The 17,423-nt window shown below is 66.6% G+C and carries 13 protein-coding genes; 6 read left to right on the top strand and 7 right to left on the bottom strand.

What is annotated here, in order from left to right; translation table 11 throughout:
• Positions 1-148 precede the first annotated feature (148 nt).
• From NFW30_RS14205 to NFW30_RS14185, 5 genes are all read left to right on the top strand, one after another.
• Positions 149-5,941 carry a choice-of-anchor D domain-containing protein gene (locus NFW30_RS14205; protein WP_295356178.1) on the top strand — a complete coding sequence of 1,931 codons (5,793 nt, stop codon included), beginning with the start codon at positions 149-151 and terminating at the stop codon, positions 5,939-5,941.
• A 68-nt stretch (positions 5,942-6,009) separates the two neighbouring features.
• The gene (locus NFW30_RS14200) at positions 6,010-6,294 is read left to right on the top strand and encodes a hypothetical protein (protein WP_295356176.1); all 285 of its coding nucleotides are present in this window, start codon (positions 6,010-6,012) and stop codon (positions 6,292-6,294) included.
• 5 nt (positions 6,295-6,299) lie between these two features.
• Complete coding sequence (locus NFW30_RS14195; protein ID WP_295356175.1) at positions 6,300-6,614, top strand: hypothetical protein; 315 nt, start codon at positions 6,300-6,302, stop codon at positions 6,612-6,614.
• A 127-nt stretch (positions 6,615-6,741) separates the two neighbouring features.
• Complete coding sequence (gene murJ / locus NFW30_RS14190; protein WP_295356173.1) at positions 6,742-8,280, top strand: murein biosynthesis integral membrane protein MurJ; 1,539 nt, start codon at positions 6,742-6,744, stop codon at positions 8,278-8,280.
• A 22-nt stretch (positions 8,281-8,302) separates the two neighbouring features.
• Positions 8,303-8,932, top strand: a complete 630-nt coding sequence (locus tag NFW30_RS14185) for a YbhB/YbcL family Raf kinase inhibitor-like protein (RefSeq protein WP_295356171.1) — start codon at positions 8,303-8,305, stop codon at positions 8,930-8,932.
• Between the two features lie 118 nt (positions 8,933-9,050).
• Here NFW30_RS14185 and NFW30_RS14180 read toward each other — a convergent pair whose 3' ends face one another.
• The 7 genes from NFW30_RS14180 to NFW30_RS14150 all read right to left on the bottom strand — a co-directional run bounded on the left by NFW30_RS14180 (position 9,051) and on the right by NFW30_RS14150 (position 15,551).
• Positions 9,051-11,471 (bottom strand): sodium-translocating pyrophosphatase, encoded by a 2,421-nt coding sequence (locus NFW30_RS14180; RefSeq protein ID WP_295356170.1) that lies wholly within the window; start codon positions 11,469-11,471, stop codon positions 9,051-9,053.
• Between the two features lie 263 nt (positions 11,472-11,734).
• Positions 11,735-12,388, bottom strand: coding sequence for an adenylate kinase (adk, locus tag NFW30_RS14175; RefSeq protein WP_295356169.1), 654 nt, complete (start codon positions 12,386-12,388; stop codon positions 11,735-11,737).
• Between the two features lie 131 nt (positions 12,389-12,519).
• Positions 12,520-13,284 (bottom strand): 3-deoxy-manno-octulosonate cytidylyltransferase, encoded by a 765-nt coding sequence (gene kdsB / locus NFW30_RS14170; RefSeq protein WP_295356168.1) that lies wholly within the window; start codon positions 13,282-13,284, stop codon positions 12,520-12,522.
• A gap of 23 nt (positions 13,285-13,307) precedes the next feature.
• Positions 13,308-13,484, bottom strand: a complete 177-nt coding sequence (locus NFW30_RS14165) for a Trm112 family protein (protein ID WP_034933320.1) — start codon at positions 13,482-13,484, stop codon at positions 13,308-13,310.
• A complete protein-coding gene (lpxK, locus tag NFW30_RS14160) occupies positions 13,465-14,511 on the bottom strand; it encodes a tetraacyldisaccharide 4'-kinase (RefSeq protein ID WP_295356167.1) in 1,047 nt (348 codons plus the stop codon). The genes NFW30_RS14165 and lpxK overlap by 20 nt, the downstream gene beginning before the upstream one ends.
• A complete protein-coding gene (locus NFW30_RS14155) occupies positions 14,511-14,927 on the bottom strand; it encodes a biopolymer transporter ExbD (protein WP_295356166.1) in 417 nt (138 codons plus the stop codon). Before NFW30_RS14155 ends, lpxK begins: the two co-directional genes overlap by 1 nt.
• 15 nt (positions 14,928-14,942) lie before the next feature.
• On the bottom strand, positions 14,943-15,551 hold the full coding sequence (locus NFW30_RS14150) for a MotA/TolQ/ExbB proton channel family protein (protein WP_295356165.1): 609 nt from the start codon (positions 15,549-15,551) through the stop codon (positions 14,943-14,945).
• Positions 15,552-15,844: 293 nt separating this feature from the next.
• Between NFW30_RS14150 and xseA the strand changes: the two genes are divergently transcribed.
• Complete coding sequence (gene xseA, locus NFW30_RS14145) at positions 15,845-17,215, top strand: exodeoxyribonuclease VII large subunit (RefSeq protein ID WP_295356162.1); 1,371 nt, start codon at positions 15,845-15,847, stop codon at positions 17,213-17,215.
• Positions 17,216-17,423: the final 208 nt, after the last annotated feature.

Here is a 17,423-nt window from a genome sequence, read left to right as displayed (position 1 = left end):
GTGATGTCATTGCTTTAATGATCACTGACGCCTTCCCGGATCACATCGTCCAGAGCAGGCATGGAACGTGCTTCTCGTCGTCATCAGAAGAACCGTCGAGACCGGCGTGCTGCCGCGCCGCCGCCCGCCACCACAAGAGGAGAACCACATGGCCAGCAAAGCACCCCGTTTCGTCATCAAGCGCAGCCTTCTGGCCATTCTGCTCGCCTTCCCGGCGCAGCAGGCGCTGGCCGCCAACTGCACTTGGAACCCGGCGACCGGCAACTGGGCGACCGCCGGCAACTGGAACTGCGGCATCGTGCCCGGTGCTGCCGACAATGCGACGATCGCGCTGGGCAAGACGGTCACGGTCAACACCGCACAGTCGATCCTCAACCTCGGCAACGCCGGCAGCGTCAGCCTCGATGCCTTCCTGCTGACCCTGGCAGGCGGCGGCGGCACGACCAACACCGGCACGATCAACGTCGGCGCCGGTGCGATCCCGAACAACGCCGCGCTGCAGGTCGCTGGCGGGCACAACATCAACAACACCGGCGGCGTGATCAACGTCAGCGCCGACAGCGTGATCAACCAGTTCGGCAGCACGATCACCGGCGGTACGATCAACACGACCGGTAGCGGCAAGCTGGTCGCGTTCAACAGCGGCAGCAACGTCCTCTCGGGCGTCACGCTCAACGGCACGCTCGATCTCGCCTCCGGCACCGGCGTCGAGAGCGTGGTCAACGGCCTCACCCTGAACGGCACCATCAACATCGGCAACAACAGCATCTTCGCCCCGCAAGGCAATCAGACCATCGGCGGCACGGGCACGATCAATTTTCTCGATGCCAGCGGCAACAACCGGTTCAATGTCGAGGCAGGCAATCTGACGTTGGCCTCTGGGATCACGGTGCGCGGAGGCAACGGATCCATCGGGCAGCAGGCCTTGGTGGGCGGTGCGGCGACACTGACCAATCAGGGGACCATTTCCGCCGATGTGAACGCGCGCACCATCAGCATGGGTGTCAACGGCCTGGTCACCAACCAGGGCACGCTGCGGGCGCAGAATGGCGGCGCGCTGCAGCTCAATACCGGCGGCGGTTACGACAACAGCGCGGGCGTCATCCTGGCCGATACCGGCAGCACGGTGTCGATGAACGGCGCCACGATCACCGGCGGCCAACTGAACTCCAATGGCACGGGCAGGATCGTCGCCAACGCCAGCGGTGCGAATTTCCTGCAGGGTGTCACGCTGAACGGTGTGCTCGACATGGCCACCGCGCAAGGTGTCGCGCGCGTCAGCAGCGGTGGCATGGTGCTCAACGGCACCATCAACATCGGCGCCAACAGCGTTCTCGCGCCACAGGGCAACCAGACGATCTCCGGCAACGGCACGATCGTCTTCGCCGATGGTAACGGCAGCAACCGGCTCAATGTCGAGGCGGGCAACCTGGTGATCGATGGCGGTGTCACCGTGCGCGGCGAGAAAGGCATCATTGGACAACAGGCTTTCGTCGGCGGCGCAGCCACGTTGACCAACAACGGCACGATTCAAGCCGACGTCCTGGGCGGAGCGATCACCCTTGCAGTGAACGGCTCAACCACCAACAACGGCACACTGGCTGCGTTGAACGGCGGCACACTCAATCTCGATTCCAGCGTCGTCGGCAACACCGGCAGCCAGATCCTTGCCGGCGCCGGCAGCGTGGTGAATCAAAATGGCGTCACCATCAGCGGCATCGTCAACACCACGGGCAGTGGCTCGTTCCGCGCCAACGCCAGCGGCTTGAACTTCCTTGACGCGGTAACGTTCAGCGGCACACTGGATCTTGCCGCTGCGCAAGGCGTGGAGCGTCTGGCCAACGGCCTGACGCTGAACAACGGCACCATCAACATCGGCGCCAACAGCGTACTGGCGCCGCAGGGTAACCAGACGATTTCCGGCAGCGGCACGATCGTGTTCACCGATGGCAGCGGCAGCAACCGGCTGAACGTCGAGGCGGGCAACCTGACCATCGGCGGTGGCATCACCGTCCGCGGCGAGACCGGCGTCATTGGACAGCAGGCTTTCGTCGGTGGTGCGGCCACGCTGACCAACAACGGTACGATTCAGGCTGATGTCGCGGGTGGCACGGTCAGCCTGGCGGTCAACGGTCTGACGACCAACAACGGCACCCTGGCGGCGCTCAATGGCGGCACGCTGAACCTGAACAGCGCCGTGCAGGGCAACAGCGGCAGCCAGATTCTGGCGGGCAGCGGCAGCGTGGTGAACCAGAATGGGGTCACGATCAGCGGCGACATGAACCTGACCGGTGCGGGATCTTTCCGCCCCAATGCCAGCAGCAACAATTTCCTCAGCGGTGTGACGTTGTCGGGCACGCTCGACCTGGCATCGGCCCAGGGAGTGGAGCGCATTGCCGGCGGCCTCACGCTCAATGGTGCCACCATCGACATCGGCAGCAACAGCGTCCTGGCTCCTCAAGGCAACCAAACCATCGGCGGCACCGGCACCATCAACTTCGTCGATGCCAGTGGCAGCAACCGACTCAATGTCGAGGCGGGCAATCTGACTCTGGCTTCGGGGATTACCGTGCGTGGCGGCAATGGCATCATCGGGCAGCAAGCTTTCGTCGGCGGCGCGGCGACGCTGACCAATCAGGGCCTGATCTCGGCGGACGTCGCCGGTCGCAGCATCAGCATGCAGGTCAATGGCACGGTGACCAATGAGGGGACGATGCGGTCGCAGAACGGCGGCACACTGCAACTCAACACCGGCGGTGGCTACGACAACACTGCCGGCATCATCCTGGCCGATACCGGCAGCACGGTGTCGATGAATGGCGCCACGATCACCGGCGGCCAATTGAATTCCAACGGTACGGGCAAGATCGTCGCCAACACCAGCACTGGGAACTTCCTGCAGGGCGTCACGTTGAACGGCGTGCTCGACATGGCCACCGCGCAAGGTGTCGCGCGCATCAGCAACGGTGGCATGGTGCTGAACGGCACGATCAACATCGGCAGCAACAGCGTTCTTGCGCCGCAGGGCAACCAGACCATCTCGGGCAGCGGCCAAATCGTCTTTGCCGACGCCAGTGGCAGCAACCGCTTGAACGTCGAAGCGGGCAATCTGGTGATCGACAGTGGCGTCACCGTGCGCGGCCAGACCGGCATCATTGGCCAGCAGGCCTTTGTGGGCGGCGCCGCGAACCTCACCAACAACGGCACGATCAACGCCGATGCCGGCGGCACGATCACGATCAACGTCAACGGCTCGTTGACCAACAACGGCACGCTGCGCGCACAGAACGGTACGCTGCTGGTTCAGGACAACCTCGCCGGGACCGGCACGCTGCAAGTCGATGCTGCGGGCGTGATGAACCTCGCCAACGGCGGCAACACGCAGGGCCGTCTGCTCATGGGCGCGAGCGGCTCGGCCATCAACATCGGCACCGGCCACCTCACCATCAACAACGACTACACCAATGCCGGCGCCGGCAGCGGCAACAGCTTCGACCGGCGCGCCGGCGTCACCGGCACCGGACAGGTCCGGGCCGGCGGCGACGTGGCGCAGGTGATCAGCGGCAGCGGCGTCACCGACGGCAACACGCCGAACGCGACCCTGACGATCGGCAATGTGCGCGTCGGCACCAACACCTTCAACTACCAGATCGGCAATTCCGGCACGACCGGGCCGACGCTGCGCGGCGCCATCCAGACCGCCGCCAACGGCGGCAACATCAGCGATGCACGGCTGTCGGGCAGCGGCGTCACTGCCAGCAACTACAACGCGGGCGGCCCGGGAGCCAACAGCGGCGATCTCGCGGTGGTCTTCAATGCCGCCAGCGCCGGCGCGCTGGCACCGCTCGCCGGGCAGGTCCTGAACCTCCGCAGCAACTTCGAGAACATCGCCGACCAGAAACTGAACATCGTCCTCGCCGGCGGTGCAGCGGCCTACAATGCCGCCACCGGCAGCGTGGCATCGCCGGTCACCATCGCCAACCAGCGTGTGAATGGCAGCAACACCGCCGCGCTGAGCATCAGCAACACGGCAGCACCGGGAGCCTTCAGCGAGGATCTCAACGCCAGCGTAGCGTCGGTCAACGGGCCGGTGGTCGCCAGCGGGTCGGTTTCCGGCCGCGTTGCCGGTACCAGCAACACCGGCAGCGGCGCGATCAGCGTCGGCATCGCCACCGGCTCCGCCGGCTTCAAGACCGGTACCGCCAACATCGCTTTCCAGACCGCCGGGGCGGTGAACGGGGTCAGCAACGGTCTCGGCACCGCCAGCGCCGGCAGCCAGGCAGTGACGGTACAGGGCAACGTTTATCAGGCTGCCAGCGGGCAACTGTTGAGCGCCCCGCTCGATTTCGGCACCGTCCAGGTGGGGCAAGCGGTGTTCCGCGACATCGTGGTGCGCAACACCGCCAGCGGACCGGCGGGCTTCGTCGAGGATCTGAACGCCACCTTCGGCGCCAAGAGCGGTAGCGGCAGCGCCCTCTTCGACGGCGTCGGAGGGCTCACCGGGATCGTTGCCGGTGCCACCAGCAGCGCCGCCAACGGCAACATGCGCGTGAACGTCAATACGACCGCAGCCGGCACGATCAACGGCAGCATCGCCATCAACTACAGCAGCGCTGGCGCCGTTGCCGGCATCAGCAACGGGCTGGGTACGATCGGTGTCGGCAGCGAGCCCTTCGGCGTCAGCGGCACCATCGATGCCCAGGCCAGCGTCATCAACCAGGCCAGCCCGCTGATCAACAACCCGAACATCAACCTGGGCGCCGTGCGGGTCGGCGATGCTGCGCCGACGGCGCTGGTCAGCATCACCAACCAGGCGACGGTGGCACCGCAGGCGGCGCTCAACGCCAGCATCAGCAGCGGCGGTGCGCCGGTCACCGCCAGCGGCACTGTCAACCTGCTCGACCCGGGTGCGACGAGTACCACGCTACAGGTCGGCCTGAACACCTCCGTCGCCGGCAACTACACGGGAGCCAACGCTGGCAGCGCGACGGTCACGTTGATCTCGGACGCGAGCAACGTCGGCAACTGCGCGCCGAACTGCCAGCTCAACCTGGCGCCGCAGACGGTCAGCGTTTCCGGCAAGGTATACACCGCGGCCGTCGGGCAGTCGACGACGCCGGTGGTCGACTTCGGCATCGTCCGCGTCGGCGACAGCGTCGCCGGCAGGAACGTCAACGTCCAGAACACTGCCGTCGTCAGCGGCCTGAACGATACCCTGCAGGCCAGCCTGAACGGCGCCAGCGGGCCGTTCTCCGCCGGCAGTGCCGCCAATGGCATCGTCGCTCAGGGCAACGGACAGATCGCCGTCGGGCTGGCGACGGCAGCGGCTGGTGTTTTCAGCCAGAACGCAAGCGTCGCCTTCCTCAGCCAGAACCCCGACATGGCCGACATCAGCGCCGGCGCCGATGCGCCGGTCCTCCTCAAGGCACAGGTCAACAACGTCGCCAACGCGGCCCTCGCCAAGTTGTCCGGCCTTGGTACGCTGAGCGTCATAGGCGACGACTACACGCTCGACCTCGGCAATGTCGTTCTTGGCACGCTGGGCATCAGTGGCTCGCTGCAGGTGGCGAACGCGACCAGCGGACCGGCCGACGTCCTGAGCGGGGCGTTCGACCTCAGCGGAACGGGCGACGCCGACGGCTTCAGCTTCACTGGCTGGAACCCCTTCACGAACCTGGCGGCCGGCCAGAGCATCGGTGGCCTCGACTACGTCTTCGACGCGACGACCCTCGGTGTGCTCGACGACCTGATCCGTCTCGATGCGCTCAGCCAGAACGGCTCCGGTCCCGACCTCGGACAGCAGCGGACGCTGCGCATCGTCGCCAACGTCATCGACCAGCAGGGTGGCGGCGGTACGGTTCCCGAGCCGGCGACGATGATGTTGCTGACCATCGCGCTCGCCACGCTGCTTCTGCAGCGTCGGCGCGGCATGGTACACTGATCGCCAGGGAGGTCGCTGCGAAGGGAGGCCACCCGCTCGACCGGCCCCCTTCGCAGGAGAGCATACGTTTGAACACGCTACAATATCGCATCCTGATGCTGCTCGGCATAGTGGCCCTGCTGCTGTCAGTGGTCAACGCGCTGATGTTCAGCAGCAACCGGCAAGCCCAGAACGAAGTGAGCGGACGCGCCCAGTACATCCAGCAGAGCCTGCAGCTGGAGCCCCTGTACCAGTCCCTGGTCAAGTCGCTGGCAGACCTGGCAGCGAGGGACGGTGACACGCAATTGGGTGAGCTGCTGGCAACCCAGGGAATCAGCTTCAGTGCCGCGCCGCCGGCCACTCCGTCCCGGTGAGCGGGATGGACGAGATGAACAACGAGCAGCAGTCGGGAAACATCTTCGTGCCGATCTGCCTGCTGGCGGTGGCGATGGTCGTCTGGTCAGGTTTCCAGGCGAGCCAGCTCTACCAGGAGCGGGGCAGCCTGGCCAACCTGCGCAGCAGTCAGGAAACGACGTTCCGCAACGCCGAGAAGATGCGCGCGCAGCTCGAGGCCCTCGCGAGCGGCACGCAAAAGCTCGCCACTGCCGGCAACCGGAACGCTCAGGCAGTGGTCAGCGCCCTGCAGCAGCGCGGCATCACGATCAATCCTGAAGCGCAGAAGCCGCAGCAGTAGGCACGGCCGCCTGGCCCTGCCGGCGACGGCCACCCGAGCGTCTGGCCGATCATCGGACTGAGGGCCCAGCCCCGATCCGGTCGACGCCAGCGCGCGCGTCGTCGGCCGGATCCCTCGCAAAGCGACCATGAATCTTCTGAAGACTCTCGCCGCCGTCAGCAGCATGACCATGCTGTCAAGGATTCTCGGCTTCGTCCGTGACTTCGTGGTGGCACGCACCTTTGGTGCCGGCATGCTGACCGACGCTTTCTTCGTCGCTTTCAAGCTGCCCAACCTGTTGCGCCGGCTATTCGCCGAAGGAGCGTTTTCGCAGGCCTTCGTGCCGATCCTCGGCGAATACCGAAGCAAGCGCGGCAATGAGGCAACCCGGCAACTCGTCGACCGCGTCGCCACGCTGCTCCTCCTGATCGTGCTGCTGGTCACCGTGCTCGGCATGGCCGCGGCGCCGCTGCTCGTCTACCTGTCGGCACCGGGCTTCACGGACACTCCGGAGAAGTTCGCGTTGACCGTCGACCTGACACGGATCACCTTCCCGTACATCCTCTTCATGTCGCTGGTCGCACTCGCCGGCGGCATCCTCAACACTTGGAGCCGCTTCGCGATCCCGGCCTTCACGCCGGTGCTGCTGAATGTCTCGTTCATCCTCATGGCACTCTTCGCCGCCCCCCACTTCACCCCGCCGGTAACGGCGCTGGCCTGGGCGGTGTTCATCGGCGGCGCGCTGCAACTCGCCCTGCAGCTTCCCTTCCTCAAGCGCATCGGCATGCTGCCGCGCTTTTCCCTGTCGCTGCGCGACGAAGGCGTGCGGCGCATCTTCCGCCTGATGGCACCGGCGATCCTCGGTGTCTCGGTGGCGCAGGTGAGTCTGCTGCTGAACAACATCTTCGCCTCCTTCCTCGCCACCGGCAGCGTCTCGTGGCTCTACTACGCCGATCGCCTGATGGAGTTCCCGGCCGGCCTGCTCGGCGCCGCGCTCGGCACCATCCTCCTGCCGTCACTGGCGCGCTGCCATGCGGCGGGCCAGACGGACGAATACTCGCGACTGCTCGACTGGGGACTGCGCCTGGCCTTCCTGCTCGCTGCTCCGGCGGCGCTCGCCCTCGCCATCCTGGCCGTACCGCTGATCAGCAGCCTTTTCCACTACGGCGCCTTCACCGGCAACGATGTCCTGCAGACGCGTGACGCACTCGTCGCGTACAGCCTCGGGCTGCTGGCGCTGATCCTGGTCAAGATCCTGGCGCCCGGCTTCTACGCCCGGCAGAATGTTCGCACGCCGGTCCGCATCGCCATCCTCACCCTGTGCGTGACCCAGTTGCTCAATCTGGCACTCGTCGGCTGGCTCGCCCATGCCGGGCTGGCACTGGCGATCGGTCTCGCCGCCAGCCTGAATGCCGGCCTGCTCTACCGCGGGTTGCGACGACAGGGTGTGTATGCGCCGCAGCCCGGCTGGCCAATCTTCTACACCCGGCTCGCCTGTGCTCTGGCAACGATGGGCAGCGCACTCTGGTTCGCTGCCGGCGACGCCGGCGACTGGCTCGGCTGGAACCTCGGCGAGCGCCTGTGGCGCCTTTCTCTCGTCGTCGGCTTCGGCGCTGGCGTCTATTTCGCTACACTATGGATTGCCGGCTTTCGCCTTCGTGACTTCAAACGCAGCGCGGCAGAATAACCCTTTCGGAGGAACAGACATCATGCAATTGACCAGCAGCAGTTTCCGGGATGGCGAACGGATCCCGGGCGATTTCGCCTTCTGCATCCCCGACCCGGCACATCATGTGTGCCTCGGCAGCAACCGCAATCCGCAACTCGCGTGGCGGGACGTGCCGCCAGGCACTCGCTCCTTCGCCCTCATCTGCCACGACCCGGACGTCCCGAGCAAGGGTGACGACGTCAATCAGGAGGGGCGCACGGTCCCGGCCTCACTGCCGCGGGTGGACTTCTTCCACTGGCTGCTGATCGACCTGCCAGCGGACCTGCGGCAGATCGGCGAGGGCGAGTTCTCCGATGACGTGACCCCTCGCGGCAAGGCCGGCCCGCATGCGGCGCATGGCGCGCGCCAAGGGATCAACGACTACACGGCATGGTTCGCCGGCGACAATGACATGCGCGGCGACTACTACGGCTATGACGGACCCTGCCCGCCCTGGAACGACGAGATCGTGCATCGCTACGTGTTCACGCTCTTTGCCCTCGATGTCGAGCGCCTCGACGTGGACGGCAGGCTCGGCGGGCCGCAGATACGCGCCGCGCTGCAGGGGCACGTGCTGGCCGAAGCACGGCTCAGCGGAACGTACTCGCTGAATCCGGCGGTCAGCGCCTGAGGTTGCGCCCTGACGCGTCACCAGAAAATGGCAAGGCCGCCCCCGGGCGGCCTTGCCATTCCTGCCGGGCAGCTCCCCGTTTCGAGAGCCGCCCGCTTGCTTCTCCTGCGTCAGCCGCCTACTGCACGCTGACCTCGACCCGGCGCGCCTCGGCCGGGTCACCGCTGCCGGTGGTGACGACCGGCTTGCGCATCTCGATGCGCTGCTCGTCGACGCCGACGTTCTTCAGCGCCTCACGTACGGCGACTGCGCGATTCTTCGCGACTTCCTCATTGGCAGCCTGGTTGCCGCTCGGATCGTGGTAACCCGAGATGGCGATGCGCGCACCCGGATTGGCCTTGGCGTGAGTGACGATCGCCGCCAGCGTCTGTGCCAGATCCGCCGGCACCTCGGCCGAATTGACCGCGAAGAACACCTTGGCGACCGGCACCGCAACCACGGCAACGACCGGTCCGGGCGCAGCGGCGGCCGGCTTGGCAGCCGGGACTGGCGCCATCAGCGGGACGATCATCAGGGCGACGATGTTGATGATCTTGATCAGCGGGTTTACCGCCGGGCCCGCCGTGTCCTTGTAGGGGTCGCCAACGGTGTCACCGGTGACGGCCGACTTGTGCGCATCCGAACCCTTGCCTCCGAAATGCCCATCCTCGATGTACTTCTTGGCATTGTCCCAGGCACCACCACCAGTGGTCATCGAGATCGCAACGAACAGGCCGGTGATGATGGTACCCATCAGCAGGCCGCCGAGCGCCTTCGGACCGAGCAACAGGCCGACGAGAACCGGCACCAGGACCGGCAACAGCGACGGTACGATCATCTCCTTGATCGCCGCTGCGGTCAGCATGCCGACGGCGCGCGAGTAGTCGGGCTTCGCCTTGCCCTCCATGATGCCCCTGATCTCCTTGAACTGCCGGCGCACCTCGATGACCACCGCGCCGGCCGCGCGGCCGACCGCCTCCATCGCCATGGCGGCGAAGAGGTAGGGAATCAGGCCGCCGAGGAAGAGGCCGATGATCACCATGTGGTCCGACAGGTCGAAGCGCAGGCTGCCGCCGAAGTTGACTTCCAGGGCATGTGTGTAGTCGGCGAAGAGCACGAGTGCCGCCAGACCGGCGGAACCGATCGCGTAGCCCTTGGTGACCGCCTTGGTCGTGTTGCCGACGGCGTCGAGCGGATCGGTGACATCGCGCACGGACTTCGGCAGACCGGACATCTCGGCGATTCCGCCGGCGTTGTCGGTGATCGGCCCGTAGGCGTCGAGGGCAACGATGATGCCGGTCATCGACAGCATCGAAGTGGCGGCGATGGCGATTCCGTAGAGACCCGCCAGCGCATAGGTGAGGTAGATCGATGCGCAGACTGCGAGTACCGGCAGGGCGCAGGCTTTCATCGACACCGCCAGGCCGGCGATGATGTTGGTTCCATGGCCGGTGGTCGATGCTTCGGCAACCCGCTTGACCGGCTGGAAGTCGGTGCCGGTGTAGTATTCGGTGATCCAGACCAGGACACCGGTCAGGATGAGGCCGATCGCGGCACACCAGAAGATGTTCATCGAGGTCACCATCGTGCCGTCAGCCAGCGTGACACCCGCGCCAAGCATCGTCGTGGTGATCGGATAGTAGGCAACGAGGGCAAGAATGCCCGCCACCGCGAGCCCGCGATAGAGGGCGTTCATGATCTTGCCGCCGTCGTTCGACTTGACGAAGAAGCAGCCGATGATCGACGCGATGATCGACACGCCGCCGAGGACCAGCGGATAGACCACGAGCCCATCGCTGGCACCGACGACACCCTTGAGCATCATCGCACTGAGGACCATCGTCGCCACCACGGTCACGGCGTAGGTCTCGAACAGGTCGGCAGCCATGCCGGCACAGTCACCGACGTTGTCGCCGACGTTGTCGGCGATGACCGCCGGGTTGCGCGGGTCATCCTCCGGAATGCCGGCCTCGACCTTGCCGACGAGGTCGGCGCCGACGTCCGCGCCCTTGGTGAAGATGCCACCACCGAGACGGGCGAAGATCGAAATCAGCGACCCCCCGAAGGCGAGCCCGACCAGCGGGTGCACGGCATGCTCGAGATCTGCGCCGGTGCCGCGGAGAATCGCGTAGTAGCCGGCAACACCGAGCAGGCCGAGCCCCACCACCAGCATGCCGGTGATCGCGCCGCCCTTGAAGGCGACGTCGAGTGCCGCAGCGATGCCGTTGCGCGCCGCCTCGGCGGTCCGCACGTTGGCACGCACCGACACGTTCATGCCGATGAAGCCGGTCGCGCCCGAAAGAACCGCGCCGATCAGGAAGCCGATCGCCATCGCCTTGCCGAGCGCCAGCCAGATCAGCACGAAGAGCACTGCGCCCACCAGCGCAATAGTCGTGTACTGCTTGGCAAGATACGCGGAAGCCCCTTCCTGCACGGCCTTGGCGATCTCCTGCATACGCGGGTTGCCAGCCGGCAACGAGAGAATCCATTTCGTCATTGCCGCGCCGTAGAGCACCGCAAGGACCGCGCAGATGAGCGCGAACATCAACCCTGTCGACATAAACCACCTCCCTCTCTAGATTACCCTGCCCGCAGGACGGTCCCCGCGGATCCAACTTCCCCACACCCAGGAAATACGCGTGCCTCGTGCCGGCTCACGTGCATTCGAGCCAGCAACGCGATACCGGAGCGCAGGCGGCCACCGGCACGGGCCAGTTGCGGGCGCCACCGCCAGCAGCCGCCGTGTCTGACGTGGTCGCTGCAGGCACGCCCGCTGGACGTGCTTGCGAATGCAGCCGTCGCTTGTCGATCATCGCCCGACGCCTAGGACAGCGCCTCGAAAACCGCCTGCCGGATGTCCTCGACACTGCCCACACCGGAGACCCTGCGGCATTGCGGCGCCTTCGGGTCGCCGCTGGCTGCCCAGGCACGGTAATAGTCCAGCAACGGCCTGGTCTGCCCATGGTAGACCTCGAGCCGCTTGCGAACCGTCGCCTCCTGATCGTCGTCGCGCTGGATGAGATCCTCGCCGGTGACATCGTCCTGTCCAGCGGCACGTGGCGGATTGAAGCGAACATGGTAGGTGCGCCCCGACGCGAGATGCACGCGACGGCCACTCATCCGCTCGATGATCTCGGAATCGGCCACATCGATCTCGAGCACGTAGTCGATCGCCACGTCGGCGAGCTTCATCGCTTCAGCCTGTGGCAGCGTCCGCGGAAAGCCGTCGAACAGGTAGCCCGTGCGGCAGTCATCCTGTCGCAGCCGATCGCTGACCAGACCGATGATGATCTCGTCAGATACCAGCCCACCGGCATCCATGACCGTCTTCGCCTCGACTCCCAGCGGCGTTCCGGCCTTGACCGCAGCACGCAGCATGTCGCCGGTGGAGATCTGTGGAATGCCGAACTTCTCCCGGATGAACTGGGCCTGAGTGCCCTTGCCGGCGCCTGGAGCGCCCAGCAGGATGAGTTTCATGGTTCGCCTTCCTAGCCACCACAAAAGGTGACTTGATCCATATTTTCAATCACTTGCACCATGACAAGCGGGCCACTGCAACACGTTGTCGTGATCGACAGGCGGAAACTTACCCGCAAACGGGCGCACGGTCAAACCTTTTTGAACCATTCCTGCATGCGGCGAGCGTCCTCCGGCGTATCGACGCCGGCCGCCGGCAGGTGGTCGACGATCGCCACGCTGATGCGAAAGCCATGCCAGAGGGCACGCAACTGCTCGAGTGCTTCGATGCCCTCCAGCGGTGACGGCGCCAGTTGGTTGTAGGTCCGCAGGAAGTGCGCGCGGTACGCGTAGATGCCGACGTGACGGTGGGCGAGCATGGCGGGAGGCAGGGTCTCGCCACCTGCCTCACGGGCGAAGTGGTCCCTGGCGTAGGGAATCGGCGCGCGCGAGAAATACAGGGCATCGCCGCGCGCCGAGACGACGACCTTGACGATGTTGGGATTGAAGAAATCGGCTGCGTCAGTCACCGGATGCGCGACGGTGGCGATGTCGGCACCGCTGCCGGCGAGGCAGGATGCCGTGCGGACGATCAGTTCCGGGTCGATCAGCGGCTCGTCGCCCTGGACATTGACGACGAGCTCGTCTTCACTCCAGCCGGACAGTTCGACCACTTCCGCCAGGCGATCCGTTCCGCTGGCGTGAGCGGGACTGGTCAGCAGCGCGCGCACGCCGTGCCGCCCGACGACCTCGAGCACCAGCGGGTGGTCGGTGGCGACCACCACCTCGTCGGCGCCCGCGAGCGACGCCCGTTCGGCGACACGCACGACCATCGGCTTGCCGCCGAGATCGAGCAGCGGCTTGCCGGGCAGGCGGGTGGACGCATGGCGGGCGGGAATGACGACCTTGAAGCGCATCGCGATCTCGCCCGGCCGCGCCGTCAGACCTCGTCGCTGCGCAGCGGCCGCGCTTCGTCGGCGAGCATGATCGGAATGCCGTCCCGCACCGGGAAAGCCAGCCGACAGGGCTTGCAGAGGAGTTCCGCGTCGGCCTTGCGATACTCGAGATTGGCCTTGCAGACGGGGCAGACGAGAATGTCAAGCAGGCGCGCGTCCATTGAGTTTCTCCAGAATTGCCTCGAGCAGACCAAGACGACCCGGGCGAGCGCCGAGCACGGCTTCGACCGGCAGGAACCAGGCCTCCCCCGGCGCCAGCCCGGCGCATTTTACCGCATCTTTCTCGGTCATCAGCAGCACGTCATCGGCGGCGAAGGAGAGGTCCGCCGCGCAGTAGGAATGGTGGTCCGGGAACGGATGCTCCTCGAAGTCGAGATCGAGAGCCCTGAGCTGCGCAAAGAAGCGCCGCGGATCGCCGATACCGGCGATCGCATGCAACCGTCGTCCGCGCAGTGAAGCCGCGCTGCAACTGCGCGCCGAACCAGCGGCGGCGACGAAACGCTCGCCGGCGAGGTGCATCACCGCCTGCGGCAGGGTCGCTGCGAACTGCTCGATGCGCTGTTCCCGGTCGCCATGCCAGACGACCGCGTCCGCCGCACGCAGACGTCGCAGGGGCTCGCGCAGGGGACCGGCCGGCAGCAGTCGTCCGTTGCCCGCGCCGCGCCCATCGAAGACGACCACTTCCATCGAGCGCTGCAGGCGATAGTGCTGCAGTCCGTCGTCGGAGACGATCACGTCGCAGTCGGGGTGGGCTGCCAGCAAAGCACGCCCCGCAGCAAGCCGGTCGGCGCCGATGAACACCGGCACAGCGCTGCGCCGCGCCAGAAGAAGTGGCTCATCGCCGACCACCGACGGCGGCGAATCGCCGGCAACCGGGAGCACAGTGCGCGCCGAGCCCCCGTGCCCCCGGCTGATGATTCCCGGCCGCCAACCGGCCACCCGCAGCTGCCGCACGATCCAGAGGACCAGCGGGGTCTTGCCGCTGCCTCCGACGGTCAGGTTGCCGACGACGATCACGGGCACCGGCAGCCAGGAGGCAGTCAGCAGACCGCAGCGATAGAGCCGCCGCCGCAGCGCCACCAGCCCCGCGAACAGCCAGGAAAGCGGCAACATCGGCCACAGGGCTGGCACCAGACGGCGCTCGTACCACCACCCGGGCAGCCGCCGCAGCAGGCCCGCGGCGGCCATCAGTGCGGCGACTGGGTGGCGAACGATATGCGCGGATAGCCCGCCGCCTGCGCCGCCTGCATGATGTCGATGACGCTCTGGTAGTTGGCCTTGGCGTCGGCGTTGATCACGACCACCGGTTCCTTGAGGTCGCCGGCAGCGCGCCGCAGCGCCTCACTGATCGATTGCACGCTGGCCGACGCCAGCGGTGCCTTGTTGACCAGCACCTGGCCAGCGGCGGTCAGGGTCACGTTGATCTCCTTCGGCGGCTCGTCCGGCTTGCTCGCTTCTGCCGTCGGCAGGTTGATCTCGAGCCCGGAGAACTTGGAGTAGGTGGTGGTCAACATGAGGAAGATGATGATCACCAGCAGCACGTCGATCAACGGAATCAGATTGATCTCGGGAACGTCGCTGGTCCGGCCGCGTCGGAAGTTCATCGCCAGCCCCTTCCGTCACGCCCTGCGTTCACCGTGCAGAACCTCGACCAGGCGGACCGCCTGCTGCTGCATCTCGACGACATAGCCGTCCACCAGCGCCCTGAAATGGCGCCAGAAGATCATCCCGGGAATGGCGATCAGCAGCCCGAAACCGGTGTTGTAGAGCGCGATCGAGATCCCGTGGGCCAGCTGGATGGGGTTGCTGCCGCCGGGTGCCTGCGAGCCGAAGATCTCGATCATGCCGACGACGGTCCCGAAGAGGCCCATCAACGGGCTGATCGAGGCAATCGTGCCGAGCGTCGTCAGGTAGCGCTCCAGCTCGTGCAGGACGACCGCACCGGTCTCCTCGATCGTTTCCCGCATCACCTCGCGCGAACTGCCGACGTTGCGCAGGCCGGCGGCGAGGATGCGACCGAGCGGGGAGTGCGTCTCGAGGTTGCCGACCAGTGCCGCGCTGGCGCCGTTCTGCCGGTACTCGGCGACGACCCGCTGCAGCAGTCCGGCGGGGATGACCTTGCTGCGCCGCAGCGCCACCAGGCGCTCGATGATCAACGCCACGGCAATGATTGACGCCAGCAGCAAGGGCCAGATCGGCCAGCCAGCAGCCTGAATGATGGAAAACACCCGTTCGCTCCGCAAGATGGGGACAGGCGGGCACTTTAGCCTGCGACGAAGCCTGCGGCAAGTCCCGTCCGCGGCAGCAGGCAACGACGCCGCCTCGCGGCACCGCAGATGTTCCCCATCATCAGTGGTCAGATCATCCGGGAGCCTGTTGGCGAGGGAAACCCGAGCCGACCGGGGAAGATGGTTGCCGTCCGCCGGAGAAGCGGGCAGGCGCATCGCTGCGGCCGCTGCCGGGATCTCTGCCGGGCGGCGCTGGCGGGCGCGAGCGGCGTGCGGCGATGTAGAATCCGGCCATGGAAGATTTCCCGTCAGGCCGAGCCACCTGCGACGCGCCAGCGGCGGTCATCCCGGTGTCCATACTCAACCGGCTGGCGCGCGAGCGTCTCGAAGCCGCCTTCCCGCTGTGCTGGGTTGCCGGCGAGGTGTCGAACCTGAGTTGCGCCGCTTCCGGACACGTCTATTTCTCGCTCAAGGACAGCGCGGCGCAGGTCCGCTGCGTGATGTTCCGCAACCGGGTGCAACTGCTCGGCTGGCGCCTCGAAAACGGCCAGCACATCGAGGCACGGGCGCTGGTCACCCTCTACGAGGCGCGCGGCGATTTCCAGCTCAACATCGAGGCCGCGCGCCGCGCCGGCCAGGGCAACCTCTACGAGAGCTTTCTGCGCCTGAAGGAAAGACTCGCCCGCGAGGGCCTTTTCGACAGCGCGCTCAAGCGCTCCCTGCCGGCCTTTCCCCAGCGCATCGGCATCGTCACCTCGCCACAGGCCGCAGCCCTGCGCGACGTCCTCAGCACGCTCGGCCGGCGGGCCGGCCAGGTGGCGATCGTCGTCTATCCGACGCCCGTCCAGGGTGACGGCGCCGCCGCGCTGATTGCGGAAGCCATTCGCCGTGCCGGCGAACGCGACGAGTGCGACCTGCTGATCCTCTGCCGCGGTGGCGGCAGCCTGGAAGATCTCCAGGCGTTCAACGAGGAGACTGTCGCCCGCGCCATTCGCGCCTGTCCGTTACCCGTGGTCAGCGGCGTCGGCCACGAGACCGACTTCACGATTGCCGACTTTGCCGCCGATCGGCGCGCGGCGACGCCGACTGCGGCAGCCGAAATGGCCGCCCCGGAACGCAGCGCATTGCTCGCGCGGCTGCTCGCAGATCATCTCGCGCTCCGTCGCCAGACCACACAGGCGTTCAACCAGCGCGCCCAGCAGCTCGACTGGCTGGCCCGCCGCCTGCAGCACCCGGGGCAAGCCCTCGCGCGCCAGCGGGAAGCGCTGCGCAACCTGCGGCGCCGCCTCGCCGCCGGCCTCCTGTCGTGCAGCACGCGGGCACGCGGAACGCTGGCCAACCTCGAGCATCGCCTGCACCAGCACCGCCCCACTGTGGCGCAGCAGACGCTGCGACTGCAGTCGCTCGCTTCGCACCTCGAACGGGCGGGGCGGCAGACCCTCGACGGCAGAGCGGCCGAACTGGGCCGCCTGCAGGCCGGCCTGTCGCAGCTCGACCCGCGGGCGGTTCTGGCTCGCGGCTACAGCATCGTCACCAACGGGCAGCAGCAGATCGTCCATTCCAGCGCGATGCTGGAACCTGGCGAGGAGATCGCTGTCTTTTTGCACGATGGACGAGCGGACGCGATGGTGCTGGCGGTTTCTGGCGATGATGGCCGACCGTAAACGCTCGGCACTCGGCACCTGGCATCCGGCCGGTCCGACAACGTCCGTCAGCCTCAACCGCTCGCCAGCGATCCGCCCCGGATCAGGGGGCATGCGGCGCGCGTCTCCGTGCGCCGCGTCGTGCGACCATGCGCCGGCAGCTTCATTTGCCAGCAACGCAGTGCCGGCATAGAATCCCGGCCGAGCACGGAACAGGGGTCCTGCCCGC

This window comes from Accumulibacter sp., from assembly GCF_023806635.1.
GTDB lineage: Bacteria > Pseudomonadota > Gammaproteobacteria > Burkholderiales > Rhodocyclaceae > Accumulibacter.
This window is presented reverse-complemented; position numbering and strand designations above follow the sequence as displayed.